The organism is Streptomyces sp. NPDC001880 (assembly GCF_053594575.1).
Genome location: NZ_JBSFET010000015.1, coordinates 43,047 through 69,442 on the forward strand (window position 1 = coordinate 43,047; position 26,396 = coordinate 69,442).

22 protein-coding genes are annotated in these 26,396 nt (G+C 70.9%); 9 read left to right on the plus strand and 13 right to left on the minus strand.

Annotated features, from left to right (window positions below):
• Positions 1-49: 49 nt before the first annotated feature.
• The 5 genes from ACWCQ6_RS12170 to ACWCQ6_RS12190 form a co-directional block, all read right to left on the minus strand.
• Positions 50-694, minus strand: a complete 645-nt coding sequence (locus ACWCQ6_RS12170; protein WP_451088124.1) for a HEAT repeat domain-containing protein — start codon at positions 692-694, stop codon at positions 50-52.
• The gene (locus ACWCQ6_RS12175) at positions 691-1,128 is read right to left on the minus strand and encodes a CPCC family cysteine-rich protein (RefSeq protein ID WP_451088126.1); all 438 of its coding nucleotides are present in this window, start codon (positions 1,126-1,128) and stop codon (positions 691-693) included. The genes ACWCQ6_RS12170 and ACWCQ6_RS12175 overlap by 4 nt, the downstream gene beginning before the upstream one ends.
• 249 nt (positions 1,129-1,377) lie before the next feature.
• Positions 1,378-1,695, minus strand: a complete 318-nt coding sequence (locus ACWCQ6_RS12180; RefSeq protein WP_451088128.1) for a helix-turn-helix domain-containing protein — start codon at positions 1,693-1,695, stop codon at positions 1,378-1,380.
• Positions 1,692-2,087 carry a type II toxin-antitoxin system RelE/ParE family toxin gene (locus ACWCQ6_RS12185; protein ID WP_451088130.1) on the minus strand — a complete coding sequence of 132 codons (396 nt, stop codon included), beginning with the start codon at positions 2,085-2,087 and terminating at the stop codon, positions 1,692-1,694. Before ACWCQ6_RS12185 ends, ACWCQ6_RS12180 begins: the two co-directional genes overlap by 4 nt.
• A gap of 285 nt (positions 2,088-2,372) precedes the next feature.
• Positions 2,373-3,956 (minus strand): SDR family oxidoreductase, encoded by a 1,584-nt coding sequence (locus tag ACWCQ6_RS12190; RefSeq protein WP_451088132.1) that lies wholly within the window; start codon positions 3,954-3,956, stop codon positions 2,373-2,375.
• A gap of 219 nt (positions 3,957-4,175) precedes the next feature.
• Between ACWCQ6_RS12190 and ACWCQ6_RS12195 the strand changes: the two genes are divergently transcribed.
• On the plus strand, positions 4,176-5,063 hold the full coding sequence (locus tag ACWCQ6_RS12195; protein WP_451088134.1) for a peptidoglycan recognition protein family protein: 888 nt from the start codon (positions 4,176-4,178) through the stop codon (positions 5,061-5,063).
• Between the two features lie 171 nt (positions 5,064-5,234).
• Here the strand turns inward: ACWCQ6_RS12195 and ACWCQ6_RS12200 are convergent, their stop codons facing one another.
• A complete protein-coding gene (locus ACWCQ6_RS12200) occupies positions 5,235-7,862 on the minus strand; it encodes a discoidin domain-containing protein (protein ID WP_451088136.1) in 2,628 nt (875 codons plus the stop codon).
• Between the two features lie 370 nt (positions 7,863-8,232).
• Here ACWCQ6_RS12200 and ACWCQ6_RS12205 point away from each other — a divergent pair, with 370 nt between their 5' ends.
• From ACWCQ6_RS12205 to ACWCQ6_RS12230, 6 genes are all read left to right on the plus strand, one after another.
• Positions 8,233-9,819, plus strand: a complete 1,587-nt coding sequence (locus tag ACWCQ6_RS12205) for a S8 family peptidase (protein ID WP_451088138.1) — start codon at positions 8,233-8,235, stop codon at positions 9,817-9,819.
• 293 nt (positions 9,820-10,112) lie between these two features.
• Positions 10,113-10,865: a GntR family transcriptional regulator gene (locus ACWCQ6_RS12210; RefSeq protein WP_451088140.1), complete on the plus strand. Its 753-nt coding sequence runs from the start codon at positions 10,113-10,115 to the stop codon at positions 10,863-10,865.
• An 893-nt stretch (positions 10,866-11,758) separates the two neighbouring features.
• Entirely contained in the window at positions 11,759-11,941 is a 183-nt protein-coding gene (locus ACWCQ6_RS12215; protein ID WP_451088142.1) for an SPOR domain-containing protein, read from the plus strand.
• 142 nt (positions 11,942-12,083) lie between these two features.
• The gene (locus ACWCQ6_RS12220; RefSeq protein ID WP_451088249.1) at positions 12,084-12,485 is read left to right on the plus strand and encodes an NUDIX hydrolase; all 402 of its coding nucleotides are present in this window, start codon (positions 12,084-12,086) and stop codon (positions 12,483-12,485) included.
• Between the two features lie 420 nt (positions 12,486-12,905).
• On the plus strand, positions 12,906-13,334 hold the full coding sequence (locus ACWCQ6_RS12225; RefSeq protein WP_451088144.1) for an ATP-binding protein: 429 nt from the start codon (positions 12,906-12,908) through the stop codon (positions 13,332-13,334).
• Between the two features lie 193 nt (positions 13,335-13,527).
• Positions 13,528-16,059 (plus strand): SpoIIE family protein phosphatase, encoded by a 2,532-nt coding sequence (locus ACWCQ6_RS12230; protein ID WP_451088251.1) that lies wholly within the window; start codon positions 13,528-13,530, stop codon positions 16,057-16,059.
• Between the two features lie 28 nt (positions 16,060-16,087).
• On the opposite strand, the gene ACWCQ6_RS12235 is transcribed toward ACWCQ6_RS12230, so the two are convergent.
• Entirely contained in the window at positions 16,088-16,801 is a 714-nt protein-coding gene (locus ACWCQ6_RS12235; protein WP_451088146.1) for a PspA/IM30 family protein, read from the minus strand.
• 102 nt (positions 16,802-16,903) lie between these two features.
• Positions 16,904-18,997, minus strand: a complete 2,094-nt coding sequence (locus ACWCQ6_RS12240; RefSeq protein ID WP_451088148.1) for a TPM domain-containing protein — start codon at positions 18,995-18,997, stop codon at positions 16,904-16,906.
• 24 nt (positions 18,998-19,021) lie between these two features.
• Between ACWCQ6_RS12240 and ACWCQ6_RS12245 the strand changes: the two genes are divergently transcribed.
• Positions 19,022-19,189 carry a hypothetical protein gene (locus ACWCQ6_RS12245; RefSeq protein WP_451088149.1) on the plus strand — a complete coding sequence of 56 codons (168 nt, stop codon included), beginning with the start codon at positions 19,022-19,024 and terminating at the stop codon, positions 19,187-19,189.
• A 339-nt stretch (positions 19,190-19,528) separates the two neighbouring features.
• On the opposite strand, the gene ACWCQ6_RS12250 is transcribed toward ACWCQ6_RS12245, so the two are convergent.
• The 4 genes from ACWCQ6_RS12250 to ACWCQ6_RS12265 all read right to left on the minus strand — a co-directional run bounded on the left by ACWCQ6_RS12250 (position 19,529) and on the right by ACWCQ6_RS12265 (position 23,964).
• The gene (locus ACWCQ6_RS12250) at positions 19,529-20,731 is read right to left on the minus strand and encodes a glycoside hydrolase family 1 protein (protein WP_451088151.1); all 1,203 of its coding nucleotides are present in this window, start codon (positions 20,729-20,731) and stop codon (positions 19,529-19,531) included.
• A gap of 82 nt (positions 20,732-20,813) precedes the next feature.
• A complete protein-coding gene (locus ACWCQ6_RS12255) occupies positions 20,814-21,722 on the minus strand; it encodes a carbohydrate ABC transporter permease (RefSeq protein ID WP_451088153.1) in 909 nt (302 codons plus the stop codon).
• Positions 21,719-22,708 carry a carbohydrate ABC transporter permease gene (locus tag ACWCQ6_RS12260; RefSeq protein ID WP_451088155.1) on the minus strand — a complete coding sequence of 330 codons (990 nt, stop codon included), beginning with the start codon at positions 22,706-22,708 and terminating at the stop codon, positions 21,719-21,721. The genes ACWCQ6_RS12255 and ACWCQ6_RS12260 overlap by 4 nt, the downstream gene beginning before the upstream one ends.
• Before the next feature lie 5 nt (positions 22,709-22,713).
• Positions 22,714-23,964 carry a sugar ABC transporter substrate-binding protein gene (locus ACWCQ6_RS12265; protein WP_451088157.1) on the minus strand — a complete coding sequence of 417 codons (1,251 nt, stop codon included), beginning with the start codon at positions 23,962-23,964 and terminating at the stop codon, positions 22,714-22,716.
• Positions 23,965-24,214: 250 nt separating this feature from the next.
• On the opposite strand from ACWCQ6_RS12265, the gene ACWCQ6_RS12270 reads away from it, so the two are divergent.
• Positions 24,215-25,207, plus strand: a complete 993-nt coding sequence (locus tag ACWCQ6_RS12270) for an acetylxylan esterase (protein WP_451088159.1) — start codon at positions 24,215-24,217, stop codon at positions 25,205-25,207.
• A gap of 39 nt (positions 25,208-25,246) precedes the next feature.
• Here ACWCQ6_RS12270 and ACWCQ6_RS12275 read toward each other — a convergent pair whose 3' ends face one another.
• Complete coding sequence (locus ACWCQ6_RS12275; protein ID WP_451088161.1) at positions 25,247-26,299, minus strand: LacI family DNA-binding transcriptional regulator; 1,053 nt, start codon at positions 26,297-26,299, stop codon at positions 25,247-25,249.
• Positions 26,300-26,396: the final 97 nt, after the last annotated feature.

Sequence of the window (26,396 nt, forward strand, 5' to 3'; positions counted from 1 at the left end):
CGCGCGAAGTCGGCTACCGAGGCCTCGTCCGAGCGTGCGAGTACGCCGGCTAAGGGCGGACGTAGTTCTCTTCGACCAGGTGCTCCCACGGCGCGGTCCAGTCGAGTTCCCAGTCCAGGCCGGTGCCGGAGACGCCGTCCGTGCGGTCGGCGTCCACCCGCCAGAACTGGGAGTAGAGGATCACCTGGGCGTGGTCGGCCAGGTCGTTGATGATCTCGGTGAAGTGGGCCGAGGGCCAGCCAGGGGCGTCGTCCGCCGTGGTGGCTCGTAGGCGCGCGGTGAGCGGCGGGACGACAGGAGTGCGTGCGCCGAGTTCGGTCAGGGCCCAGCGGATGCCTTCCGGCTCGCTCCAGTCCGGTGGCGTCGCCCGTTCCAGGCAGGCGCGATAGGCGCGGCGCACGGGCTCGACCGCGCCGTCGATCTTCAGGCTCGCCAGGGCCGTCGCCGCCCATTCCCGGACGGTGGAGTCGTCGCTGCGCAGGAGGGCGATCAGAGCGGGGCCGCAGCGTGGGTCCGCCACCTCTTCGAAGACCTCGATGGCGGTCAGCTGCCCGAAGCCGCCGAGGGAGGGCAGCCCGTCGATGATGGCGGGGATGGCGTCGGAGTCGATGTCGATCAGTTCGGCGCGGGCGTCGTACGACGGGCCGGTCGAGTCGTCGAGCTGCTGGATGAGTCTCTCGATGTGGGCGGTCATGGGTGGTCCCGGCGCCAGAAAGTGGGGAGCCACCAGTAGAGAGTCGAGCGGTCGTCGGGCCACGGGGCGCGGTCCTCGGCTTCCCAGTCCTCGAAGGAGTCGCGTGTCAGGTCGATGGGGCGCCAGGCGGGGTCGAGCGGCTCGTCCTCGGCCGGAGGGCTGACGTACTGTCGGCTGTGCTGGTTGCAGGCGCCGAAGTCCTGGTAGTTGCGCTGGGCCTCGATCAGGGAGATCTTGTTCGCTCCGCCGGCCATGGTCGGCCAGCGGAACTGGACCCCGTCGTCCTCCCAGAAACAGACCGGGCAGATCTCGAAGGAGCCAGGCATGTCTGCGAGCACGCGGTGCCCGCAGCAGGGACAGGGGTAGCGGTGGTTCACCTGCGCAGTCTCGTTGACGGTCCGACCGGTGTGCCATGGATTTCCGTGCCTCGGCACACCCGGCCAGTCCGCAGACAGTCCGCAGGACACCCGTAAGGGACCGTCGGGACCCAACGCACGCCAACGGAGAAATCGCCAAGGGCGGTGCGGGTTCCGGGGCGGCATGGGAGCGGAGGCGACAACCGAGTCTCTACAGCGCAGCTGACAAGGGCAGCAAGTAAACGGGGAGGTGTGAACTCGCTACGGTGCCGCTGCCGTTGCGTGGGCGGGGCGTCTTCGCCGAGCCGGCCGGCGGTACGGGTAGGGTCAGGCGATTGCCGCGATGTCGCCATTGTCGAAGTAGATCGCCTGGTGCAGTTGCCCGCCGAGGGCGGCAGCGTAGCGGGTGAGGACTTCCTGGCCGGAGATGTGCCCTTGCTCGATCTGGGAGACGCGGCCCTTGGTGATGCCCATCCGCTCGGCCACCTGATCCTGGGTGAGGTTACGGGACCTGCGGATCTCGGCGAGTCGGTGGCCGAGCACCTTGGCGAGGAGTTCCCTCTTGCCCTCGGCTACGACCTCCTCGCCGCCGGCTCGGGCGACATGCTCGGTACGGATGTCCTGCCAGCGGGTGTATCCGGTCATCGTGCGTCCTCCTCTTCCTCTTCGGCGCGGGACTTCAGATAGGCGGTGTAGCGCTGTTCGGCGAGCGGAATGGCATCGTCGTACCACTCGTTCCAGCGGTCGCGCTTGTCTCCGGCTACCAGCAGGATGCTCGACCGCCACGGGTCGAACGCAAAGAGAACGCGCACCGTTCCCGGGCGCAGTTCCTTAAGGTTTTGAATGGTGGAACCCGAGATGGTGTCCACAAGGGGCCGACCCAGGCCCGGGCCGCCTTCGGCGAGGGCGTCGAGGGCCTGCACCACGCGGGTGTGCGTCGCGGGATCGAGGCCGTTGATCCACTCGAGGACCTCGTCAGTGACGAGGATGTCCCACTCGTTCTGTGCCACGTTTGCAGTATAGCGATGGCTATACATGCGTACGCCGCGCTTGAGCAGCCCCGGCCGGTGGATTCGGTGGTGATTGTCCTGGTACCTCGTGGACTTGTTCCCATGCTGGGATGGTGCTGGGGCGCGCCCGCATCTCCGCAGGTCAGAAGCTTGTGGTGGAGTTCCGCTTCAACGTGTGAGCGGAGGAAACAACACCACGTCGCTGACGTGGCAAACTCGCTGGTCAGAAGGGGTCTGGGCTCCTGGGGGCCCAAACCCCTTCGTCGATCCCGTGCTGGATCCGTGCTGGATGCGCCTGCCTCGCCTCCTTCGTCAGGCGGGAGGCTCATCGCCCGGGGCGGGGCGGGGCGGTCGGGTGCGGCCGGGGTGCGGTGAGGGGCGGTGTGCGCTCATTCCCTTGGCGGCGGCCTGGGTGATGTTGCGGGCCATGCCGCCGAAGACCACGGCGTGGAACGGGGAGACGGACCACCAGTAGGCGTGGCCCAGCAGGCCGTGCGGGTGGAACAGTGCTCGTTGCCGGTAGCGGGTACGGCCATCGGGGCCGGTCTCGGCGTACATCTCCAGCCATGCGAGGCCCGGCAGCCGCATCTCGGCGCGCAGCCGCAGCAGCCGTCCGGGCTCGATCTCCTCGACCCGCCAGAAGTCCAGCGAGTCCCCGACCCGCAGGTGCTCGGCGTCGCGTCGCCCGCGGCGGAGTCCCACACCGCCGACGAACCGGTCCAGCCATCCCCTGACCGCCCAGGCGAGCGGAAAGGAGTACCAGCCGTTGTCACCGCCGATTCCCTCGATCACCTGCCACAGGGCCTTCGGGGACGCGTCGACCGACAGCCGGCGTTCGTCCTGGTAGAGGCTGCCTCCGGCCCAGTCCGGGTCCGTGGGCAGCGGATCGCTGGGCGCTCCCGGCAGGGCCGCGGACGACCAGCGGGTGGCGACCTGGGCCTCACGCACCCGTCGCAGCGCCAGGGCCAGTGCCTCGTCGAACGGCAGCGGCAGGCCCGGGGGGTCGGGCACATACCGGGCGATGTCGTGCTCCTGGCAGACGACCTCGTGGCGCAGTGACTCCGTCAGCGGCCGGGCCAGGGAGGCGGGCACCGGGGTGACGAGGCCGACCCAGTGGCTGGACAGCCACGGCGTGAGCACCGGAACCGGGACGATGAGCCGCCGGGGCAGTCCGGCGACGGCGGCGTAACGGCACATCATCTCCCGGTACGTGAGGATGTCGGGCCCGCCGATGTCGAATGCCCGGTCGACGCCCTCCGGCATGGTGGCCGAGCCGACGAGATAGCGCAGGACGTCGCGTACCCCGATGGGCTGGGTACGGGTGTGCACCCAACTGGGGGTGACCATGACCGGCAGCCGCTCGGTCAGATAGCGCAGCATCTCGAAGGACGCCGATCCCGAGCCGATGACGACGGCTGCCCGCAGCACGGTGGCGGGCACCGGTGAGTCGAGGAAGATCTGCCCGACCTCGGCCCGGGAGCGCAGATGCGGGGAGAGCGACCCGGTCGGTACCTCCGGTGGGGTGAGCCCGCCCAGATAGACGATCCGCCGTACGCCGGCGGAGTGTGCCTGCTCGGCGAAGACACGGGCCGCACGGCGGTCGGTGTCCTCGAAGGCGGAGCCGGTGCCGAGGGCGTGCACCAGGTAGTACGCCACGTCGATCCCCCGCATGGCCGCGGCGACCGAGCCCGCGTCCGTCACGTCGCCCCGCACCGTCTCGGCGTCCCCGGCCCAGGGGTGGTCACGGAGTTTGCGGGGGGTGCGGGCCAGACACCGCACCCGGTGGCCCGCTCGCAGCAGTTCCGGGACCAGACGCCCGCCGATGTACCCGGACGCCCCGGTGACCAGGCAGTGCAACCGTTCCGTGTCCCCGTTCCGCTGTCCCTCCGTGCCCACGACCGTGCCTCCATGTGCTCGCCCCGACAGACCCCATATCAACCGATCATGGCCGAAATCCGCATGCGGGAGGCCAACTTCCCGGCATGTCGTCGTGCTCGGCTGTCTGCACTAACCCGGCGCGCGCGGCGGAAAGGGCGCCGCAAAGCTGTGGGAATACGTGCTTCCGTCGGCATCCCGGCGAAATGACGAAGGCGAAAGACGAAGAAGGTTCTTCCTGTGCGTCTGTACCGAACAGCGCTGTGGATCACGGTCCCCATGGCGCTACCCCTGCTGGCGGCACCTGCCGGTGTGACAGCGGTCCGGACCGTACGGCACACCGCCCCCGAACGGGTACCTTCCACGTGGTGGTCCGGAGCGACCGCTCAGCCCGCCGCCGACGCCGGCCGGCCGTTCCCGGCCCTCGGGGCGGCCTCGATGGCGCTGCCCCGCATGGTGCCCCGGCCCGCGATCGTGTCGCGTGCGCAGTGGCGGGCCGACGAGACCATCCGCGACAGCCATGCGCACTACGCGGGAGGGGTCAAGGCGGTCTTCATCCATCACACCGACACACCCAACGGCTACGACTGCGCGGACGTCCCCGGTACCCTGCGCAATCTGTACACCGGTCAGACACGCGACCGGAGTTGGGGCGACCTCGGCTACAACTTCCTTGTCGACAAGTGCGGCACCATCTACGAAGGCCGCGCCGGCGGCGCCGACCGGCCCGTCGTCGGCTCCCACACCCTCGGGTTCAACCGGGGCACCACAGGGATCGCGGCCGTCGGCACGTTCGGGCAGGGGACGCCGGTGCCGGCCGTCATGGAGCGTGCGATCGCTACCCTCGCCGCGTGGAAGCTCGGGCTGGGCGGGGTCGACCCCACCGGCAAGGTGCGGCTCACGTCCACGAACGGCAATAGCCGCTACGCCAAGGGCACATCGGCCGAGTTCGACGCCATCTCCGGCCACCGGGACGGCTTCGCCACCAACTGCCCCGGGGAGGCACTGTTCGCACGGCTCCCCGCGATCCGGAAACTCGCCGCGGACATCCAGAGCAGGAACCCACGGGCGGTCCCGGTCGCCCGCCTCACCGCGAGCCCGGGGAGCGCCCACCCCGGCAGCCACTGACGGTCCGCCGGAGGCGGCGCGCGCCCACCGGGGCCCTCGGCTCCGCAGGGCGACGGCGCTCGTCGCGGCGGTGGGCGAGGCTGTCGTCGCAGCGGTGGCGTGCTGCTCGGCCCGTACCACGGCTTCGGCCACAGGCTCCGCGCCCGCGGCCGACCCGTGCGGGCCTCGCGGTCATGGCTGAGTCACCCTCAGTTCCCTTACGCCTGCGGGCTTCTGTGCATCCTTGGAGGTCATCGTCAGCCGTACCAGGCGGGCCCTGCCGCCCGCACGGTACGGCTGCCAGTGCGTGCCGTCGGCCGATGTCTCCAGGACGTACGAGGACGGCCGCACCTGCGTCCACTCCGGTTCGGCCGAGGTCACCGCGGCCGCGCGCCCCAGATCCACCGTCAGCGCGCCCGTCGCGCCGTCCGGGGACCAGGTGGTGGCCGGGCTGCCGTCCACCGCGCCGGCCGCGTACAGGCCGGGGGACTCCGAGGTCGCCGTCGCCGGGCGGCAGCGGGCCGCGTCGGTGGTCCTGGCCAGGTCCGGGCGGCGGGTGGGGAGAGTGAGCGTACGGGCGAGCAGACGGGGGCCGATGGGGGAGTGGACGGTGAAGGGGGCGCCGGAGGTCAGCCGTACCGTCGTCGTCAGGGGGCCGATCGCGAGGTCGTACGTACGGCCCCGGTAGTGCAGGCCCTTCAGTGTGACGCCGCGTCCCAGCTGCGGCGGCAGCAGCGGATCGAGGCGCACCCCGTCCTCCCGCAGCCGCAGCCCCGTCAGGCCGTGCGTGAAGACCTGGAGGAACCCGCCCTTGCCGGTGAGGAAGTCCTCGGCGGGGAAGCCCGACAAGGGGTCCCGGGCGCCCGCCTTCGCGCCCCTGGCCTCGCTGAACAGGGCGTACGGGCCGCGCATGAACGGGCGTACGGCGCGTTCGAGATAGGTGTACGTCGCGCAGCCGGGCTCCCCGATCGCAGCCGCGTCGATCGCGTGGACCGAGTCGGTCATCGCCGGGCCGTCCGGGTCGGTGCGCGCCGCGTAGTAGTTGAGCGTGGACGCGGCGGCGCCCGGCTCCATCGGCCACTCCAGCGGATGGATCAGCAGCACCGTGTCGGCCTGCTTGATCGTCGAGCCGTCGTAGCCCGCGTACTGGAGGAAGATCTTGCGCACCGGGTCGTACGGAATGCGCAGGCCGTCCGCGACCCGCGCCCACTCGGGCGGTGCGGGGTGTCCCAGCAGTCGCGCCGCGCGGGTGGCGTTGCGCAGCGCGGTGGCCGCGACCGCGTTGGTGAAGACCCCGTCGGTGACGCCGTTGCTGTACTCGTCGGGGCCCGCGATCTCCTTCACCGAGTAGCCGCCGTCGTCGTCGGCGGTGGCCCGCGAGACCCAGAATTCGGCGATCCCCTCCAGCAGCGGCCAGCCGCGCCGGGCCAGCCAGTCGCGGTCCCCGGTCGCCAGGTAGTACTGCCAGACGGCCAGCGAGACATCGCCCTGGAGGTGGTTCTGGGTGAGGCAGTGCGGGGGGTTCCAGCTCTGGCACTCGGACCACAGATCGCCGCCGCTCGCGCTCGTCCACGGATAGAACAGGCCCTCGAACCCCAGCTTCCGGGCGTTGGCGCGGGCGGCCTCGCGGGTGCGGTAGCGGTACTCGACGACCGGACGGGCCAGCTCGGGGCGGGTGGCGAGCAGCCCCGGGTACATCCAGGTCTCGGCGTCCCAGAACACCAGTCCGGCGTAGTTGTCGCTGGTCAGACCGGCCGGTGCGATGCTGTCGCGGGAGCCGGACCGGGTGGACGCCAGCAGCCCGTACTGTGCCGCCCGCAGCCACTTCTGGAGTTCGGGACTGCTCGGCACGGAGATGTCGGCCGCCCAATCCCGCTGCCAGGCGGCCGCGTTCGCCGCGAGCACCCCGGACCAGCCGCGCCGGGCCGCGCGCCGGGAGGCCTCGCGCGCGGAGGCGCGGGGCGCGGGGGAGGTGAGCGCGGTGTCGATGCCGACGTACTTCTCGAAGGTGTACGTACGCCCGTCGCGCACCCGGTGCGTGCTCCGCGCCGCGACGGTTGCCCCGGCCCCCGGCCCCGCGGAGCGCACGGTCTGGAAGATCGCGCCCTTGATCCCGGTGCCCTGGGTGCGGAACGTTCCGTCGTCGTCGAGATCGAGCCGGCGCGCGCCCCTCGGGTCCAGGCGGCCGGTGATCGTCGCGGTGCCGTTCCAGTGCGGTGTCATGCGCAGCCGTACGGCGCCGGTGTGCACATCGGCGCGGTCGGCCAGCACCTCGTACGTCAGGTCGGTGGCGTGCCCGTCGTCCGTGGTCCAGCGCAGCGACGTACGCACCAGTCCGCAGCGCAGGAAGAGCGTCTGGCGGTAGTGCGAGATCCGGCCGCCGGGCGTGTCGGAGCCGTAGGTCTCGTCGCCGACGCGTACGTCGAGGTTCGTCCAGCTCGGCAGCGCGGCGACCACCTCGCGGCCGGCGGCGAGGTTCTTGTCGCGCCCGAACAGGCCCGAGACGAACGCTCCGTCGTAGCGCGGGGTGAACAGCGGCCAGCCGGTCTTCTCAGCGGATGCGGCGTATCCGGCGCCCGCGGCGGGCACCCGGTGGCCCAGGTACCCGTTGCCGGTGTAGGGGTCGTATCCGGCCGCCTCGCCGAACCGGGTGGAGGTCGGCGCCCAGGCGGGATCGGTGTCCCGGCCGCAGGCGGTGGCCGCCGCGGCGGGAGCGGAAGGGGGCGCCGCCGCGTACGAGGCGGGGCCCGGAGGCACGATCAGGGCGCCTGCGGCCAGGGACGCGAAGGACGTGAGGAGAAGGCTGCGCGAGGGGCTCACCGTACGAAGGTAGGGAAGCGCGCGCCGCGTGGCGGGGCGCGGCGCGCGGGGTGATCGGCTGATCGAGCGGCAGCGGGGCGCGGTGGGCGTGGGCGCCTGTCGTCCGCTGTGCCGTCCTGCGGACAGACGTATGCAGGCGTGCCCGTCAGCATGACAGGCGTGTGGCCGCCCCGTGGCGACGGTATTGCAGAGCCCGGTGCACCCTTGTGCGATTCCCAAGAATCAGTCAATCTTTCGCTGTCGGCAGGGTCGTGGGCAGCGCGGAACCCTCGGGAATCGATTGTCATGCCCATGCCTTTGCGCTCCTGCTCCGTCTCGACATCACGCACAACCCCCCACCAGAGCACCGCAATCGAGGAGGACCCCCCACATGTCAGTGACGCGTCACACCCCCCACGCACGCCGAAGACTCGCCGCGGCGAGTGTCATAGCCGGAGCGGCCCTCGCGCTCTCCGGTGCCGCGGTGTTCCCCGCCTCGGCGTCCGGGCAGGCGGTGGAAGGGCGGATCCAGAACGCGGGTGCCCCGGGCACCATCAGCGGCAGCTACATCGTCACGCTCGACGAGTCGGAGGCCGACGCGGGTTCCGCGAAGGGCAGGGCGCTCGCCAAGGAGTACGGCGCCGAGATCAAGAGGACCTACCGTGCGGCCGTCAACGGCTACGCGGTGGAGCTCTCGGAGAGCCAGGCGAAGAAGTTCGCCGCCGACCCGGCCGTCGAGTCCGTGGTGCAGAACCGGACCTTCCGGGTCACCGGAACCCAGCCCTCGCCGCCCTCCTGGGGACTCGACCGGATCGACCAGAAGTCCCTTCCGCTGAACCAGAGTTACACCTACCCCGACAAGGGCGGTGAGGGTGTCACCGCGTACGTCATCGACACCGGTGTGCGGATCTCCCACAGCGACTTCGGCGGCCGGGCCTCGTACGGCTACGACGCCATCGACAACGACAACACCGCGCAGGACGGCCACGGCCACGGGACCCATGTGGCGGGCACCGTCGCCGGGTCGGCGTACGGCGTGGCCAAGAAGGCGAAGATCGTTGCCGTCCGGGTCCTCGACAACAGCGGCTCCGGCACGACCGAGCAGGTCGTCGCGGGCATCGACTGGGTGACGGCGAACGCCGTCAAGCCCGCGGTGGCCAACATGAGCCTGGGCGGCGGCGCGGACTCGGTGCTCGACGCCGCGGTGCGCAAGTCCATCGCGTCCGGCATCACCTACGCCGTCGCCGCGGGCAACGAGTCGACCGACGCCTCCACGAAGTCCCCGGCGCGGGTCACCGAGGCCATCACGGTCGGCTCCACCACCAGCACCGACGCCCGCTCCAGCTTCTCCAACTACGGCAGCGTGCTGGACATCTTCGGCCCCGGCTCCTCGATCACCTCGGCCTGGAACACCAGCGACAGCGCCACCAACACGATCTCCGGTACGTCGATGGCGAGCCCGCACGTGGCCGGCGCCGCGGCCCTCTATCTGGCCGACCACCCGAGCGAAAGCCCGGCCCAGGTCTCCGCCGGACTGGTCGCCGCGGCCAGCACCTCAGTGGTGACCAACCCGGGCACGGGTTCGCCGAACCGCCTGCTGAACGTCGGCAGCGGCTCCGGCACCCCGCCGGGCGGCAAGAAGTTCGAGAACACGACGAGCTACACCATCAGCGACAACTCCACCGTCGAGTCGCCGATCACCGTCACCGGTGTCACCGGCAACGCGCCGGCCACGCTGAGCGTGCCCGTGAACATCACGCACACCTACAGCGGCGACCTGAGGATCGACCTGGTCGCGCCCGACGGTTCGGTGTACAACCTGAAGGCCTACGGGAGCGGCGGCAGCACCGACAACGTGAACACCACCTACTCGGTGAACGCCTCCTCGGAGGTGGCCAACGGCACCTGGAAGCTGCGGGTCAGGGACAACGCGGCGGCGGACACCGGGAAGCTCAACTCCTGGGGCCTGCAGTTCTGATGAGGCGGTTCTGATCGCGCGGTCTTGATGACACCGCGTCCGTGACGCGTTGAACAGGCGGGGCGGCTGCTTCGGCGGCTGCCCCGCTTCCGTGCGGGGAGTATTCGCGGTTGAGGTGAACCGGAGGAGGGGGCGGTGCGTGCGAAGAGCTGAGACCCCTCTGGTGGCCGACGGCCGGATATGCGTGAGGGGAGGGCAAGTCACCACTTTGAGTGAATCTTTGGCCTCCGCTTGCGGTACACAACCGACGGTTGTCAGTCTGTTGCAGACTGTCAATCTGTTGGGAGTGGCCTGTGACTTTCGGTGAGCAGCCCGCGTATTTGCGCGTTGCAAGCGATCTGAGGGAGAAGATCGTCAACGGTTCGCTGCCGCCGCATACGCGCCTGCCTTCGCAGGCCCGTATCCGCGAGGAGTACGGAGTCTCGGACACCGTCGCGCTGGAGGCGCGGAAGGTGCTGATGGCCGAGGGCCTGGTGGAGGGGCGCTCGGGTTCCGGCACCTATGTGCGCGAGCGCCCCGTCCCGCGGCGGATCGCCCGCTCCGGCTACCGGTCCGCGGCCGGCGCCAGTCCGTTCCGCCAGGAGCAGACGGCGGACGGGGTGCACGGGACGTGGGAGTCCCGCAGTGAACAGGAAGGGGCGAGCGCGGAGATCGCCGAGCGCCTGGGCATCGAGCCCGGCGACCGGGTGATGCGCACGAGGTACACCTTCCGCGAGGCAGGGGAGCCGATGATGCTCTCCACCTCCTGGGAGCCGCTCGCCGTGACGGGGCGTACGCCGGTGATGCTGCCGGAGGAGGGCCCGTTGGGCGGCTGCGGGGTGGTCGAGCGGATGGCCGCGATCGATGTCGTCGTGGACAACGTGGCCGAGCAGGTCGGCGCGCGCCCGGGGCTGGCGGAGGAGCTCCTGGCGCTCGGTGGTGTGCCGGGACACGTGGTGATGGTGATCGAGCGGACGTACTACGCCTCGGGCCGCCCGGTCGAGACGGCGGACGTGGTGGTGCCCGCCGACCGCTTCCGGGTCGCCTACCATCTCCCGGTCCGGTGACCGGTGCGCGAAGAGCGCCGTCCGGCGTCGGGGACGACACGTTGAGGCCCGGCCGGTTCCCGTAGCCGACGGGCGATCGTCGACTGCATGAGGTTGTCATGTCCCGATCCTTTCGTCCGGCCCGTACCCGCACACCGGACGACGGACGACGGACGGGAAGTCGTCGATGACGGAGGCAGCCGCGCCGAGGACGGCCGGGGTGCCGGCCGGGCTCCGCAGTCACCGGCCGCACCGGGCTCCGGGGGCAGCGGAGGCCGAGGTCCCGACCATGGATGCCCCGGCCCCCGCCCGCACTTGCGCGAAGCTCGCCGCCGGCAAGGGGCGGGAGGACTGCTCCTCCCGCTGCGCGCCGCACTCCTTCCGGCGCTGGTCGCCCGCCACGGCCGCGGGCGCGGCATGCGGCAGGATCGCCTCCGGGCCTGTCCGTGCGCGGCGAACCCGGCCGGATCCGGTGCGACGGTGATCGCCTCGGCCGTCATAATCCCGGCCCTCGTCGGGCTCTTCGGCCGCCGGGCCGAAGCCTTCTCGGCCTTCATCGCGGACTGCCTCGCGCGGTCCGGGCGGATTTGCTTGTTGCGCTGCTCGCTGGGCGCGGAGTGCGGGGGCGTCTTGCCGCAAAGAGCCGTCGGCCGGCTCCCGTCCTGATGCCGGTGCCGACGGTGCGCGAGGCGGCGCCGGAGACGGGGCAGCGATGCCGGACGCCAGGGCGCAGGGGCGCATCCAGCCGGGTGCGCCCCCTCTCGTCAACCGGATCGGTGCCTCTTTGTGTAATTACTTATCCGTTGAGTGAAGGTCAGGCGTACGCTCGGGCATATGCGTACTGCGGTTTCCTGGGGATCTTTAGTGACGTGCACGACGTTCGAGGGAGGGGCGCGATGCTGGGGAGGGACGCGATGAGCGACAGCGCGGCCGCTCTTCCGTGGCTGGTGATAAGGCAGGACGACAACGGCAATCGCTACCGCGTCGGCAGGTATGCCACGCAGGGCGAGGCCCAGAAGATGGCCGACAAGCTCGATGAGCGCGGGCACGAGCAGCTCTACTGGGTGGAGCAGGCCGGGCAGAGCACCCGGCCGTAGGGCGGCCCCGGGGCGACGGTGGGGAGTACGGCGGGGCGGCGGTCGTGCTCCGGCCCGTGACCGGGCGTGCGTCCGCCGGGCCGGCCGCCCCGCCTCGCTAAGGTTCGTCCGTCCGGGTTGCAGCATGAACGAAGGCGGAGTGATGTCGGTCCTGATCGACACGGTGGCATGGGTGCGGGTGGAGAACGGCAGGGTCCTCTGCGCGCGGCCACGGGGCAAGGACGTCTTCTACATCCCCGGCGGCAAGCGGGAGGGCGCGGAGACCGACCTGCAGACCCTGCTGCGCGAGGTCGAGGAGGAGCTCGCCGTGGCCATCCTCCCGGCGACCGTCTCCCACATGGGCACCTACGAGGCGCAGGCGCACGGCCATCCGGACGGCGTGGTCGTGCGCATGAGCTGCTACGCGGGCGAGTACCGGGGAACGCTGGCCGTCAGCAGTGAGATCGAGGAGATCGCGTGGTTCTCCTACGCCGACCGGGCGCTCGTCCCGCCGGTCGACCAGCTGCTCTTCGACGACCTCAAGGCCGCGGGCACGCTGGTCTGATCCGGCCCCCTACGCGGTTTCCGCGCTGCCAAGCGGTGCGCGGGTCCGGGTACTTCACCACGGCCGTTGCCGGGCGCCGCTGATCCGCCCGGCCGTCGGCTTTCCACCGCAGCCGGTGGGCACGCGTCAGCAGCGTACGGCCCACCGTGACTTCGGAGCCCGGAGCGGTCGCCGTGCGGCTCTGTCGGAACACCGGCGCGCGATGGGGCGCCGGGGAGGTGGTTGAGCGGGGCAAACACTGTGGCGGCGGCGCGTGCCGATCGGCTCGTGCGCCCCTTCTCCTGGTGCACATCTGTTCGTGTGCGCGGTCATACACCCGTACGCCCCACGTGTCGTTCCTGGCGGTAGTTCATCCCGAATATCGGGTATGTGCTTAATAAGCCTTGTAAACAGGGTGTTCCCCGCTGCTGGCCCTGGGAAGTGATCGGCGTGATCGACAGTGAAGGCGACTGCGCCGAATGGACCTTTGCGGCCAGGCCGGGCGCTGCGCGATCCGCGCGGCACGCCGTCCATGAGAAGTTGAGTGCCTGGGGGCTCGACGCGGTCGTCGGGGATGTGACGGTTCTGCTGGTCAGCGAGTTGGTGACCAACTCGATGCGGTATACATCGGGCCCCATCGGCGTACGTCTGGTGCGCCCTCATTCCAACGGCGACGGCCCCGCCGCCCACCCCGGACTGCTCGTGGAAGTCTCCGATCCGCTTCCGGATCCGCCCACCGAACGCATGGCTGGACCCGAGGACGAAGGGGGCAGGGGAATGCAGCTGGTGGCGTGTTCGGCCCGCCGCTGGGGGACCAGGCGGGGAAAGACCGGCAAGACCGTGTGGTTCGAGCTGGCCCTGCCTGGTTAGGAGTGGGGTGGGACGGACAGCGATCACCAGGGGTCGGCCAGAAGCTGGCTGAAAGGTACTGAGACCGTGCTGTGATCGTGAACGCCGTGTCGGTTGGGGCCGGAGTACTGAATACTGCGGGCAGGACCGGTCCGGTGTGTGAGCTGGAGGGGACGGTCGCGTGAGCGAAATACCTGGGACAGCGGGCGGGATCGTGTGGCAGAGCAGCCCGCCTGGCTCGATCTATGACTACATCAGGGTCGCCTCCTTCTCGATCGGCCCCGATGGCCTGATCGAGCAGTGGAGCCGCCGGGCAGCCGGCCTCTTCGGCGTTGCCGCGGCCAGAGCGGTGGGCATGGATCCGGTCGAGGCATTCATGCCCGCCGAACTGCGCACCGAAGGCCGCCGCCGAGTCGGCGAGATCCTCGACGGCAAGGAGTGGACGGGCCTCGTCCCCTTCCGGATACCGGGCGAGGACCGCGTGCGCGGGCTCGCCGAGATCTATGTGATGCCGAGCGAGACGGCGAGCGGCGAACGGGCCGCGCTCTGCATCGTCGTGGACGTCCGGGCCCTGCGCCACATCGAGACGGACCTCGCCGCCTCACAGGCCATATTCGGCCAATCTCCCTTCGGCTTCGTGCTGTTCGGTACGGACCTCTCGGTCATCCGCGCCAACCAGCGTTTCGCCACCGTCTTCGGCGGCCGGGCCGAGGACCACCGAGGCCGCACGGTCGAGGACTACCTCTCCGGCCCCGAGGCCGACCGGCTCACCGCCACCATCGAGCGCGTCCTGGAGACCGGGACCTCCGTCACCGATCTCCAGGTCATCGGCACCGCACCCGGCGAACCCGGCAGCCGCCACTGGTCCATGAACCTCTACCGCGTGCACAGCGGCTCCGGCCGCCCCATCGGCGTCGCCGGACTGGCCACCGACGTCACCCGCAGGCACATCGCCGCCCGCGAGGCCGCCAGCGCCCGCCGCAACCTCGCCCTGCTCAACGAGGCCAGCGCCCGCATCGGCAACTCCCTCGACCTGGAGACCACCGCCCGCGAACTCCTCGACGTCGCCGTGCCCGGCTTCTGCGACCTCGCCTCCGTCGACCTCTACCAGGGGCTGCTCACCGGCGACGACGCACCACCGGGCAGCTGGGATTCACTCCGTCAGGAATCCGTCGGCACCTCTGCCGAACTGCGCCGCGTGGCCCTGGCCAGCGCGGTGTCGGACGCCCTGCCCGACATCGCCGCGGACACCGGCTCGCCCGAGCTCGGCTCCGTGCACCGCTTCTCGTTCGGCTCGCCGTGCGCCATCGCCCTGCGCACCGGCCGTGTCGAGGACGTGCCCGGCGACGACCGCGGCTTCGTCCAGTCCACGCTCGCCGTGCCGATGGTCGCCCACGACACGGTGGTCGGCCTCGTGCAGTTCTCCCGTACGAAGGGCAGCGAACCCTTCGGCGAGCGGGACCGGGCCCTGGCGACCGAGCTCGCCGCCCGCGCCGCGGTCTGCATCGACAACGCCCGCCTGTACCGGCGCGAGCACGAGCGCGCGCTGATCCTCCAGCGCAGCCTCCTGCCACCCGGCGACCCCGTCGCCGCCGGCCTCGACATCGCCTGCCGCTACCTCCCCGGCAACACGGCCACCGAAGTGGGCGGCGACTGGTTCGACGTGATCGAACTCCCCGGCCACCGCACCGCCCTCGTCGTCGGCGACGTGATGGGCCGCGGGCTGCGGGCCGCCGTGGCCATGGGCGAACTGCGCACCGCCGTACGGACCCTGGCCCTCCTGGACCTGGAACCCGCCGAGGTGCTCGCCGCGCTCGACGAGGTCGCCCGCGGACTCGGCACCCCCGGCGGGGGCAACGCCTCCGGCGGCGGCTCCCAGTGGCCCTCGCGGGCCGCCCACAAGTCCCGCGAGGCGGACCTCTCCGAGGTCTATCTGGCGACCTGTGTGTACGCGGTCTACGACCCGGTCACCCGGCAGTGCACCTTCGCCAACGCGGGCCACCTCCCGCCCGCCGTGGGCGAACCCGGCGAGGCCGCCCAACTGCTCGACGTCCCGCCCGGAATGCCGCTCGGCGTCGGCGGCGAGCCCTTCGAGGAGGTCGAGGTCGAGCTGAAGGAGGGCTCCGTACTCGCCCTCTACACGGACGGGCTCGTCGAGTCCCGCGACCAACCGCTGGACGAGGGGCTCGACGCCCTGCGCGGAGCGCTCGTCGATCCGCACCGACCGGTCGAGGACCTCTGCGACCACGTGCTGACCACCCTCGACACCCGGCACGGCGAGGACGACATCGCCCTGTTGATGGCCCGTGTCCAGGGACTGCCGGCCGACGCGGTCGGCGACTGGCAGCTGCCCCGCGAGCCCCGCTCCGTCGGCCGCGCCCGCGAACTGGCCCGTGGCCGGCTGCTGGCCTGGGGCCTGGACGACCAGGTGGACACCACCGAACTACTGGTCAGCGAGCTGGTCACCAATGCCCTGCGGTACGGGGAGGGCGAGATCCGGCTCAGGCTGCTGCGCGACCGCACCCTGGTGTGCGAGGTGTGGGACTCCGGACTCGTCCAGCCCCGGCGGCGGCGGGCCCGCGACACCGACGAGGGCGGGCGCGGACTCCAGCTGGTCGGGCTGCTGAGCGTGGCGTGGGGGTCGAGGCGGACGCCGCGCGGCAAGACCGTCTGGTTCGAACTGGCCCTCCCCGACGGGGAGCCCACCGCCGAACTCACGGTCGAGCAACTGCTGAGCATGTACTGAGCCGCCGCCGGGGCCCGACCGGCAGCGGTCACGAGGCCGACTTCAGCGCCGCCAGCCGGGCATCGACCTCGGCGCTGTCGCCCAGGCCGTCCAGCTGCTCGAACTGGGCGTCCAGGGACGATGCGGCCAGCTCCTGCTTGCCCAGCGCCCGCGCCTCCTCGCGCCGCACCTTGTCCTCGAAACGGCTGAGCTCACTGGTCGGGTCGAGCACATCGATGCTCTTGACGGAGTCCATCATCCGGTTCTGCGCCTCGGCTGACTTGGCGCGTGCCACCAGCTCGTCGCGCTTGGACTTCAGCTCCGACAGTTTGCTCTTCATCTGGTCCAGGCCGGACTTCAGCCGGTCCACCACCTCGGTCTGCGCGGCGATGACCGGCTCCGCCGTACTCGCCTCCTTCTCCGACCGGAGCTGACGGCCGAGCGCGACCTTGGCCAGGTTGTCGAACTTGTCCGCCTCCGCGCCCGACCCGGCCGCCCGCAGCTCGTCGGCCTTGCGGCTCGCGGCGAGCGCCTTGCCGCCCCACTCCTTCGCCGCCTCCACGTCCTCCTGGTGGTCCTGCTCCATCAGCCGCAGATTGCCGATGGTCGCGGCGACCGCCTGCTCGGCCTCCGAAATGTTGGCCGTGTACTCGCGGATCAGCTGGTCCAGCATCTTCTGCGGATCCTCGGCCTGATCGAGCAGCGCGTTGATGTTGGCCTTCGCCAGCTGGGTGACACGGCCGAGAATGGTCTGCTTGGTCATGGACCTCTCCTTGTCTCTCCCTGTACGCGTGCGGTTCTCCGGGTGGATTTCCGTATGCGTTCCCTGTGGATGAAGCCTTGGGCCGGTGCCCGTGCCGGTGGCTCAGAAACGGCCGCCGCCACCGCGCCGGCCGCGCGTGCCCCCGCCGCCGAAGCTGCCGGGCCCGCCGCCCCCGCCGCCGAACCCGCCTCCGTAACCCCCGCCACCCCGACCGCCCCCGCCCAGCAGCCCGCCGAGGATGATCCCGCCGAGCACCGCGCCGCCCGTCCCGCCGCCCCCTGCCCGGGTGCCGCCCGGACCGCTCCCGTACGACCGCACGTCCTGCTCGGCCAGGCTCCGGGCCAGGCCCGCCAGCGAGTCCGCCTGCTGCGCCTCGGCCAGCGCGCCCTGCGGATCCCCGGCCCCGGCCAGCTCGCGGGACCGCTCCAGCCGCCGCTGGGCCTCCGCCAGGCGGGTCCGGGCCTGGCTGCCCACCGCCCCCCGGTTCGTGGAGATGTAGTCGGCCGCGGCGGCGATCGCCGAACGGGCGGTGAGCATCGCCCCGTCCAGGAGGGAGAGCGCCCGCCGGTCGCCCTCTTCCCGCTCGCGGACGCCGGCCAGCGCCGCGTCGAGCGCCGCGTCCGCCTCCTCCACCCGGCGCAGCGCGTCGATCGGGTCGTACGGACCGGCCCGCACCTCTTCCCGCACATCGCCGAGCACCGACTGCGCGCGGGCGATCCGGCCCCGCAGATCCGCGGTCGGCGCACCCTCGCCGGTGCCTTCGAGCAGCCCGCCCGCGTCGGCCAGGTCGGTCTCCGTCTCGGTGAGGGCACCGGGCAGCCGGTCCGCCGCCTCCGCGAGTTCCCGGGTCCGCCGGTCCACGGCGTCGACGAGGGTGGTCGCCTGGTCTACGGCGCCCTCGGTGGCCCGGATGTACACCGCCGCCGCCGAGTGGTCCGCGCCGTCCACCGACTGCCGGGCCCGGTTCAGGCTCGACGTGGCGAACAGCAGCCGGTCCTTGGCCTGCTCGATGTCACCGGCGGCGGACACGGACGCGGAGCGCGCGTACCGTTCGCGCATCGCGGCCAGGGCGGCCTCGGCCGCGGACACCCGCCCGGCCAGCGCCCGGAACGCCGCCTCGGCGGTGGCCAGGGCCTGCGGGGCGTCGCGCTCCAGGGCGCGCAGCCGGTCGAAGTCCTCGGAAACGGCGTCCAGGCGGGAGCTCGCGCCCGTGCAGCGGCCGATGATCTCGTCCAGCATCCGGCGCCTGTCCGCGTCGTCCTCGGGAAAGGCGTCGTCCAGCTGCTGGCGAAGCCGGAACGCGGCCGTCAGCTCGCCCTTCGCGTACCCGAGGGCCTGGGCGAACGGGGCCGTCGCCTCCTCGCCGAACTGCGCGGTGGCGAACCCCAGTTCCTCCTCACTGGTGCGGACCGCGTCGTCCGTCTCCACCAGCGCCTCCTTCGCGCGGGCGTCCAGCTCCGGCAGCGGAGTCGGCGCGGGCGAGCCGCCCGGCCCGGCGGAAGCGGGCCCCCAGCCCTGCGCGCCGGGCGTGGTACGGGTCGTGGCGCGCCGCCTGCGCCGGGTGTACGCATAGCCGGCCGCCGCTGCCGCCCCGCCCACGACGACCAACGGAAGGATCAGGTCCCCGGAGCTCGTCCCGCCGGAGCCGCCGGTTCCGGGATCGGCGACACCGGGGGTGATGTTCGGAGTGGGGACGGCCTTGCCGGTCAGCACGGCGGAGTAGCCGTTCGCCGCGCCGATTGCCGCACCGGCCCAGTCGTTCTCCCGGAGCGCGGGCTCGATCGCCGTGCGCCCCACGTCGGCGAGTTGTGCGTCGGTGAGCCGGGAGCCCTGCTCGACGGTGTACGCGTACTGCCGGTCGTGGGTGGCGACGGCGAGCAGGACGTCGTCGCGGCCGAGGCCGTTGCGGTCGGCCGTCGCATCGGCCCAGCTCTGCGCGGACCGTCCGGAGAAGTCCCGCACGTACACGACGAAGAGCTGGACGCGGCGCTCCTCGTACAGCCGGTCGAGTGCGGCGCGCACCTCGTCCCTGCGGTCGCCGAGCGCCCCCACCTTGTCGGTGATCTGCCCGTCCCGGGACAGCGGGACGGGATCGTCGGCGCGGACGGCAGGCGCTGCGGGAAGGACCAGCCAGCACACCGTCAGCAGCGCAGCGAGAAGGGCCCGGCCCGGTACGGATATCCGGGTACGGCTCACGAGCGGGATCACCTTTGTGAGGCTATGTCCACCCTCCGTGACCCGCGACCCGGCCCCCGCTCCCGGGCGGTGCGCCATGATGCCCTTCGTACGGCCGGGGCCTGTCCGGCGGACCGGGTCGGGGTCGCGCTCTACGTCGACTTCGCCGCGAGGGACGGCGACTGGGCGGCGTACCGTGCGGGCTGGAACTGAGCCGGCCGGAACTGCGCGGACCGGAACTGAGCGGACCGGAACTGAGCGGACCGGAACTGCGCGGACCGGGAACCGGGCAGCGGCGTACCGGGCCGGGGCCGGGCCCCGAGCGCTCCGCCCCGGGCCGGTACGCCACTACGTGCTGTGTACGGCACCCGCGTGCGCCGCCGCTCGTGAGCAGGGCAGGACACGAACGGCGCCGCACGCGGGCACAGGGCCAAAAGACCCTGCTGTACGGGAACCGGCGTCCGTCAGGTGTCGCCGGTTCCCGTACGGGCGGGAGCTGTCAGGTCGCTCCCGGTCGGGGGGAGCCGAGGTCGTCGGCCCGGGGTGCCGAGGTCAGTCGGCGATGCGCGGCAGCGCCCGCGTGCGGCCCATCTCGCCCAGCCAGACGGCGGACGGCTTGGGCAGACGCTCGAAGGTCTCCGGGTCCCAGCCGATCAGGCCGAAGGTGGGCTTGTAGGAGCCCCACTCGTAGTTGTCGAGCGCGCTCCAGGCCAGGTAGCCCTGGATGTTCAGGCCGTCCTGGATCGCGGAGGCGACCTCGTTGAGGGCGCCGGTGTAGTAGTCGACGCGGCGGCTGTCGTCGTCGGTCGCGATGCCGTTCTCGGTCACGATGAGCGGGATGCCGTTGCCCAGCACCTCGGCGGTGTGGCGCAGCGCGTAGCCGACCGCGGAGGGGTAGTACTCCCACTGCGTGAGGGTGCGCTCGGCGCCCTCGGGGGTGGGTATCGGGCCGTCGGTGCCGATCTTGGTCCGGGTGTAGGACTGCACACCGATCCAGTCGTCGCCGCGGGCGGCCTCGATGAAGACGTCCTCGCGGGGGTGACGGTAGGCCGCGGTGACCTCATCGGCGCCGGGCAGGGCCTGGTAGACCTGGTTGGCGATGGTCCAGCCGACCTTGATGTCCGGGTTGATCGCGCGGACCTGCTCGACGGCCGCGTGGTGCGCGGCGATGACGGCCTCGGTGGTCTCGTCGTCGGGGGTCGGCAGTCCGGCGGGCGGGAAGCTGTTGTCGCCCCGCTTGGCCTGGCCGGCCATCACGGCGATCATGTTCGGCTCGTTGATGGTGCAGACGTGGCTGACGCCCTCGGCGATCACCGGCGCGCAGGCCGCGACGTAGCGGGCGAAGAGCTCGGTCGCGCCCTCGGCGGTCCAGCCGCCACGCGCCTCGAACCACTGCGGCACGGTGAAGTGGTGCAGGGTGATCATGGGGCGCAGGCCGCGCTCGATGGCGCCCTCGACCATGCGGCGGTAGTGGGCGATCTCGGCCCGGGAGAAGGTGCCCTCGACCGGCTCGATGCGCGCCCATTCGATGGAGAACCGGTAGTCGGTGAAGCCCAGACCGGCCAGCACGTCCATGTCCTCGTGCCAGCGGTGGTAGCTGTCGCAGGCGTCCAGGCTGGGCTCCTGGATGTGGGTGCCCGCGGCGTGCTCCTTGACCCACCAGTCGCAGTTGATGTTGTTGCCCTCGATCTGGTGGGCGGCCGTGGAGGCGCCCCACAGGAAGCCTTCGGGGAACGGGACCTGGGTATGCGTCATCGCAAACTGTCTTTCTGGTGATGAAGGGGTGTGGCCGACGGGTTGTGGGGCCGTGGCCTCGTACGTTTCGGTGGGCCCGGCCCTACTTCATGCCGGCCGTGGCGATGCCCTGGGTGAAGTGCCGCTGGAGCGCGATGAACAGGACCAGGACGGGCAGGACGACCAGCAGGGAACCGGCCATCAGCACGCCGTTGGAGCCGCCCGCCTTGTTGGGGTCGGTGGCGAAGGTGGCCAGTGCGACCGGCAGGGTGTACTTGTCGGGGTCGTTGGTCGCGACGAGCGGCCAGACGAAGTTGTTCCAGGAGCCCAGGAACGTGAAGATCGACAGCGTCGCCAGGGCGGGCTTCACCAGCGGCATCACGATGCGCCAGAAGATGTACCACTCGCCGGCGCCGTCCATCCGGGCCGCTTCCAGCAGCTCGTCCGGGATCGACTGCATGAACTGCCGCATCAGGAAGACCCCGAAGGCCCCGGCAGCGAACGGCAGCACCAGAGCGGCGTACGAGTCGATCAGCTGGAGCTTGCTCATCAGCACGAACAGCGGCAGCAGCATCAGGTTGCCGGGCACCATCAGGGCGCCGAGGACCAGGCCGAAGATCTTGTTGCGGCCGACGAAGTTCAGCTTGGCCAGGGCGTAGCCGAGCATCGAGCAGAACACCAGGTTCGAGACGGTGACCAGCAGCGCCACGATCACCGAGTTCATGAAGTACAGCGGCAGATCGAGCTTGTCGAGCAGCTCCCGGAAGTTCTCCAGGGTCCACTCGGTCGGGATCCACACGGGCGGGCTGGCCGACAGCTCCTGCGGCGTCTTGAAGGCCGAGAGGGCCATCCACAGGAACGGCGCCGACATGATCAGCAGGCCGATCGAGAGCAGCACGTAGACGAGGGGACGCCGCAGGCTGCGGGTCTTCTTCGGCTCGGACGCCGGCGTGTCCCCGGGCTTTTTCGACGGCGCCGTCGAGACGGCGCCCGGTGCACTGGTGGCGCTCATTTCGTGTTGTCCTTCAGCAGTCGGAGCTGCAGCACCGTGATGCCCATGATCACTACGAAGAGGACATACGCCATGGCACTCGCATAGCCCATGTGGAAGAAGTTGAAGCCCTCGCGGTACATGTCCAGCGAGACGGTGAGCGTGGAGTCCGAGGGACCGCCCTGGGTCATCACGAACGGCTCCTCGAAGACATTGAGGTAACCGATGGTCGTGATCACTGTCGCGTAGAGCATCGTGGGCCGCAGCAGGGGCACGGTGATGCCCCTGAACTCCTGCCAGGTACTGGCACCGTCCAGCCGCGCGGCCTCCCGCACCTCGGTGGGGATGGCCTGCAGACCCGCGATGAAGAGCACCATGACCGTGCCGAGGTTGCGCCAGACCGCCATGGCGATCAATGAGGGCATGGCGAGCGTCTCGGAGCCCAGGAAGTCGGGTGAGGTGAGGCCCAGTTCGGAGAAGAGCCCCGCGACGAGCCCGTCGACCGGGTCGAGCACGAACCGCCAGACCACGGCGACGGCGACGATGCTCGTGACCACCGGGGCGTAGAAGCCGACGCGGAAGAAGGTCCGCGCCCGGTCGATGCCGTTGTTCAGCAGTACGGCGACGACCAGCCCGAGAAGGATCGTCAGCGGTACGCCGATCACCACGAAGTACGCCGTGTTGAACAGCGCCTTGAGGAACTTTTCGTCGCTGAACAGATTGACGTAGTTCTCGAAGCCGACGAAGTTCGCGTCCAGCGGGTTCGTGACATTGCGCAGCCCGAAGTCGGTGAAGCTCATCGCCAGCGTCGCGACGATCGGGAACGCCATGAAGACGAGGAACAGGACGAGGAAGGGAGTGGAGAACAGCCAGCCGGCCAGGTTCTGCACGCCCATGGACTTGCCTCGGCGCCGGCGACCCGCGGGCCCGGCGGCCGGGGACCCGGAGGCCCCCGGCCCGGCCTGCACCTTGGCCGTCTGCGCGGCCTTTGAGGTCATGGTGCGCATGACTCCTACTTCACGAGGCCTTCGATTTGGGTCTGGGCCGTCTTGAGCGCGTCCTCGGCGGACGCCTTGCCCTGGGTCACCTTGGCGATGGCCTGGTCGACCTTGTCAGTGATTTCGGTCCAGTTGGACAGCGACGGGGACGACTTGGCGGTGTCCATCTGCTTCTTGAACACCTGGAGGTTTTCGTCGTCGGCGAGGTCGCCGGAGGTCCAGGCGGCGGTGTTGGCCGGCAGGTCCTTGGTGCGCTTGTACCAGTCGGCCTGGCCCTTGGTGTCCGTCAGGTACTTGATGAACTCGGTGGCGGCGGCCTTGTGCTTGCTGTCCTTGGAGATCACCAGGGAGGAACCGCCGGCCATGGAGACGGAGGACTTGTCGGCGGGCACGTTGGCCACCGCCCACTTGCCCTTGAGCTGCGGCTGGCCCTCGTTCAGCAGGGTGACGTGCCAGGGGCCGCCGAAGAACATCGGGACGCGGCCGTTGCCGAAGTCCTTCACCACGTCGTAACCGGGCTGCACGGACTTGTTGGCGAGGCCCTTGTCGAAGTACGAGCCGTACTCCTTGAGCGCCTTGACGGCCTCGGGGCTGTCGATGACGACCTCGCCCTTGTCGTTGATGATCTCGCCGCCGGCCGAGTACAGGAAGGAGTAGAAGTTCTGCACCGTGTCCAGACCGCTGGGCTGGATGGACAGGCCCCACTTGGTTCCGGCCTTCTCCTGGTAGGCCGTGGCGAGGTCCTTCATCTCCTTCCAGTTGGTCGGAGCCTCGGTGATGCCGGCCTTCTCGGCCAGGTCGGTGCGGTAGTAGAGGACGCGGGTGTCGACGTACCACGGCACGCCGTACGCCTTGCCGTCGACCTCGCCCTGCTCCCAGCCGGCCGGGAAGAAGTCCTTCTCGTCGAAGACCTTGGTGTCGACCGGCTCCAGCACACCGAGCTCGGCGAACTCGCCCATGTAGCTGCCGCCCATCTGCGCCACGTCCGGCAGCGTGCCGGCGGCGGCCGCGGAGACCAGCTTCTGGTGGGCGACGTCCCAGCCGACCGGAGTCACCTTGACGTCGATGTTCGGGTTGGCCTTCTCGTACTCCTTGGCCACATCCGTGAGCTTCTCGCCCTCGGCCCCCATGGCCCAGACGGTGAGCGTCTGCTTCTTGTCCGCGGCGACGTCGTCGCCTCCGGAGCTGCCGCACGCGGTGAGACCGAGAGTGAGCGCAGCCGTGACTGCGATACCGATCGAGGCGTTTCTGGCGGTGCGGGACATGGAGGGCTCCTCCTCGAGCAATCCGGATGTATGCGCTGCCTGTAAGCGCATACATCACTCTGCGGCAGAGATTCAGGAATCCGCAAGAGGGTGCTAGGTCACACTCGTGCAACGTGCTGGACATCTGAATGTTCAACTTGGCACGGTAAGTGTGTTGTTTGCGAAATTGTGGATGATGTGACCGATTTCGCTCAGGGCTCCATGATCAACGGCCTGTACCGCTGCGGACGGGGCCGATACGGTCGGGGCCATGGCTTCGTTCGAACACGATTTCCCCTTCGACCCCGCGTACGGGCGCACGCTCCAGGATCTGCTGGACGTTCCCGCTCCCGCCGCTCCGGACGACTTCGACGCCTTCTGGCAGGGCCGCTACGAGGAGGCCCGCAAGGTCGCCACGGAGCCGGAGCTCGGGCCACCGGAGGAGGAGCGCGACGGGGTACGGATCCACGGTGTGACCTTCACCTCGGTGGGCGGGGTGCGGCTCGGAGGCTGGGTGGCACTGCCCGTCGAGGGGCCGGCGGAGTACGGATTCGTCATCGGACACGGCTACGGCGGCCGCGAGGGGCCGGGCCCCGACGTGCCGCTGCCGCTTCCCCGGGCCGCCGCGATCCTGCCGTGCGTACGGGGCATGAAGTCGCGCGGACTGCACCCGGGCATCCCGGACGTGTCCGCCGCGCATGTGCTGCACGGCATCGAGTCGCGCGACACCTATGTCATCGGCGACTGCGTGGCGGACCTGTGGTGCGCGGCGTCGGCGCTGTGCGAACTGGTGCCGGAACTGGCGCCGGGGGAGGGCGGCCCGGGGCTCGGGTACCACGGGGAGAGCTTCGGCGGCGGGCTCGGCGCGCTGGCGCTGCCCTGGGACGACCGTTTCGGGGCCGGTCAGCTGACGGTGCCCACCTTCGGCAACCACCCGCTCCGGCTCACCCTGCCGTGCATCGGCAGCGGGGAGGCGGTGCGGGAGTACCGCCTCGGCCACCCCGAGGTCACCGAGGTGCTGCCGTACTTCGACGCCGCCACGGCCGCGACGCGGCTGGAGACGCCCACGCTGGTGGCCGCGGCGCTCTTCGACCCCTCGGTGCCGCCGCCGGGGCAGTTCGCCGTGCACAACGCGCTGGCCGGTGAGCACGAGCTGCTGGTGCTGAACGCGGGGCACTTCGAGTACGAGGGCACGGCGGCGGAGGTGGCGGAGCTCCGGGCGGCCCGGCAGCGGTTCTTCATGGAGCGGCTGGGCCGGGCCTGAGAGGCGGTACGGGGCCGGCGCGGACGGGCCGGCCCCCCGTCAGCCGCAGCCGCAGCTGGCGCGCCGGATCAGGGAGACGGGAAGCATGCGCGACACCGGCTCGCCGCCGCTGTCGCGCAGCCGCTGCACCAGCAGCTCCACCGCCTGCTCGCCGAGCCGGCGGATCGGCTGGCGCACGGTCGTCAGCGGCGGCTGGACGATCCGGCTCAGCGGAATCCCGTCGAAGCCGGTCACCGCGATGTCCTCGGGCACCCGCACCCCGCGCCGCTCCAGTGCGCGCAGCGCGCCGACCGCCATCTGGTCGTTGGCGAAGAGCACCCCCTGCGGCCGTTCGCCGGGCCGGTCGAGCAGGGCCTCCGCGGCCCGCGCGCCCTCGGCCTGCGTCATCATCGCGGCCCGCAGATCGGGCTCGTCCGGCACCGGGAGCCCGGCGTCGCGACATGCCTGCCGGAAGCCGTGGAACCGCGCCTCGGCGTCCGGCGACTCGACCTCGCCGCCGACGAAGGCGAGCCTGCGCAGCCCGTGGTCCTCGATCAGGTGGCGGGCCAGTTCGCGCTCGCCGTCGGCGTTCGCGACGACGATGTGGTCGAGGTGGTCGATCTCGCGGGGGCCGGCGATCATCACCACCGGGAGCCGGCGCGATATCACTTCGAGGTCCTCGGTCGGCACGGTCTGCGCCAGCACGGCGAAACCGTCGACCCGCCCCGCGACCTTCGCGACGCTCTCCGGTCCGCCCTCCAGCGAGGCGGCGATCAGCAGCGCGTAACCGTGCCGGCGCGCCGCCCGCTCCATGCCGCGGATGATCTGGTCGGAGTAGAGCATCACCGCGTCGTCGGCGTCGCTGTCCGCCTCCGCGTCGGCCTCGGCGTCGGGGTCGGCCATGTCGGGGAAGCAGAGACCGAGCACGCCGGTGGTCCGGCTGGCCAGGCCCCGGGCGTTCCCACTGGGTACGTAACCGAGCTGGCGGGCGGCTTCGAGGACCCGCTCACGGGTCTGGGCGCGTACCGAATCGGGGGTGCGGTAGACCCGCGAGACCGTGGCAATGGAGACGCCCGACCGCTCGGCGACGTCGTACACCGTTGGGGCGCTCACTCGACCGACCGTCCGCTTCTTCTTCTGTACCGAAGCACCTGCTGCTGCATGTGCCGACCCTCTTCTGAAAGCGCATTCACCCTAGATCGCGCGCCGC